We start from the raw sequence: 2,038 nt of genomic DNA, 5'->3' as shown, positions 1-2,038 counted from the left end.
GCAACTCCGCTCTGCTAAAAACCCGAACCTACCTCGGCCTACTCACCCCGTGCTTAGCACTCCATGGCTCGCAGCGGCTGCTAAACGGTGATGAAGAAAGAGAAATCGAATTAGTGTGTGTAAACGATATTGAGCTGGATGAAATGTGGAGCTTTGTTGGCCATAAGAAAAACCAGCGCTGGCTTTGGCATGCAATTGATCACTCCACCCGCAAAATTCTTGCCTATCATTTTGGCCGACGTAAAGATGAGGCTTTAATTGCGCTTAAATCAAAACTTTCATCGTTTAACATTCGTTATTACTATACAGATGATTGGGGCTCTTATCAGCGTATTTTGCCAGAAGATTCTCACTTCATTGGTAAAAAAAACACACAGGCCATTGAGCGTAAGCATTTAACCCTAAGAACCCGAATTAAGCGTTTAGCACGCAAAACCATTTGTTTTTCGAAGAGCGAAAAGATGCATGATGTAGTGATTGGTTTATTCATCAATAAATTCGAGTTTGGCAAGGCGATCTAACTAAGCAATCAAATAGATACATTACCCGGAAAAGTTTTTCATTTTTTTTATCTACAGCATTTAAAAAAAGTCCACTATCACTTTTTTTATAGTCGTCTTCATGTCCATGACAAGCATAATGTCGCAGATCTCGAGTACGCACATCCTTCCCATTGGGCGGACATATTTTAAGCGCTAGTGCACTGTATGTCGGTGAATTTAACAGTTCAAGCAGTTTGTCACTTGCATACGTTGTATTCTTAAAATACGATGTTTGTTGGTGTGCCAATGCTGCAAAGCATAAATCCTGCAAAGAATAACTTGTATTAATATAGTGCAAATGACTGTAAGTCACCAATATCCTTAAGTTTTTCTCGTAGATTTTGGCATAGCTCTTTCTCAAGTGCTTCTAATTTTTCCAGCTCGCTTGTAAAAGACTGATTTTGTAATAATAGGTCAGCAATTTGATTCTTTGCTTGTTCGAGCAATTGCTTAAACTCTGTAAGATCATTACATTCTTTTAACCTAAGTATTAACGCGCTATCAGTTAAATTGACAGGCATGCTTTGATTATTATCAAACATATCACCACTATCATTGAGGTAATATTTTTTAAAGTAGTTGACTATTTTTTCTGGTTTTAAATTAACAGCAGGAATGCTACCTTAGTATTGCACTTTTTGCCTGTAGCTTATGATTCCCTTTTAATATATTTTCAACATCCCATATAAAAAATACATTTTCAGATTGATATTTACTATCTTCAGCATGAAAACAAAGTTCCCTAAAGGCGTTATTGTCAAAATTTTTATCTTTAATGGTAAAACGTGGCATGATTTTATAACCTTTTAATTTTTTCCAAAGAAAAAAGTACTAGAGCACAGCTTAACAAAGCTTGTGTGTTATTCAAAATATCTTTAATTAATATTTAATTTATTGCCTATGAAAAAATAAACTTTTAATTTTTATTTCATCAGTTGAAGAGCGCACTGCTACTCTACACTAATTTTATAACGATCAAGCATGAATTCAGTTGTGCCGAGCTTATAGTCTAAATAAAGGCCACAGGCAGCGCAAAGAGAAAAAATGATTAAAGAGATGATAGTTGAAATCATTACTAATTACCCATGTTCTAAACATTTAAAATATAATTATTGTGCTATGCAATAATTTAACATTTTTATACGCTGCGGTCTTGTGTATTTACATGATTTTCACGTTGAATCATTTTAGTATATAAACAGTAAAGCCATTTGCTACTTAGCGTGATTTATGCCTTGTGATAGCAAAAGCAGCAAAGCAAAGAAAATGACACAAAGGCCAGGCATTACTAGCCAGTTTTGATCAATAAAATAAGCGGCGAGTATGGGTGAGGTACCGCCAAATAGTGCAGCAGATAAGCTCCACATTAAACTGGTTCCTGTACAACGGGCGTCAGTAGGTAAACATTCGAATAAATAGCGAAATAGTGTTGCTGAAATACCACTATTGGCAATGACATAACAGCCGGTAATATGTCTATTTGATTGCTTAGTTAG

The 2,038-nt window shown here is 35.4% G+C and carries 5 protein-coding genes; 1 reads left to right on the top strand and 4 read right to left on the bottom strand.

Features of this window, described 5'->3' with window-relative positions; translation table 11 throughout:
* A partial coding sequence (locus C200_RS12955) for an IS1 family transposase (protein ID WP_155276091.1) occupies positions 1-521 on the top strand: 521 nt, incomplete at its 5' end.
* Here C200_RS12955 and C200_RS15855 read toward each other — a convergent pair.
* The 4 genes from C200_RS15855 to C200_RS15850 all read right to left on the bottom strand — a co-directional run.
* Positions 490-855, bottom strand: coding sequence for a hypothetical protein (locus tag C200_RS15855; RefSeq protein ID WP_144019323.1), 366 nt, complete (start codon positions 853-855; stop codon positions 490-492). The two genes, C200_RS12955 and C200_RS15855, sit on opposite strands and share 32 nt — an antisense overlap.
* A complete protein-coding gene (locus tag C200_RS12950; protein ID WP_016212174.1) occupies positions 827-1,084 on the bottom strand; it encodes a hypothetical protein in 258 nt (85 codons plus the stop codon). Before C200_RS12950 ends, C200_RS15855 begins: the two co-directional genes overlap by 29 nt.
* Positions 1,085-1,160: 76 nt before the next feature.
* A complete protein-coding gene (locus C200_RS15565; RefSeq protein ID WP_016212177.1) occupies positions 1,161-1,334 on the bottom strand; it encodes a hypothetical protein in 174 nt (57 codons plus the stop codon).
* A 422-nt stretch (positions 1,335-1,756) separates the two neighbouring features.
* A partial coding sequence (locus C200_RS15850; protein WP_033923814.1) for a hypothetical protein occupies positions 1,757-2,038 on the bottom strand: 282 nt, incomplete at its 5' end.

It is taken from the genome of Piscirickettsia salmonis LF-89 = ATCC VR-1361, from assembly GCF_000297215.2.
Lineage (GTDB): Bacteria > Pseudomonadota > Gammaproteobacteria > Piscirickettsiales > Piscirickettsiaceae > Piscirickettsia > Piscirickettsia salmonis.
This window is presented reverse-complemented; position numbering and strand designations above follow the sequence as displayed.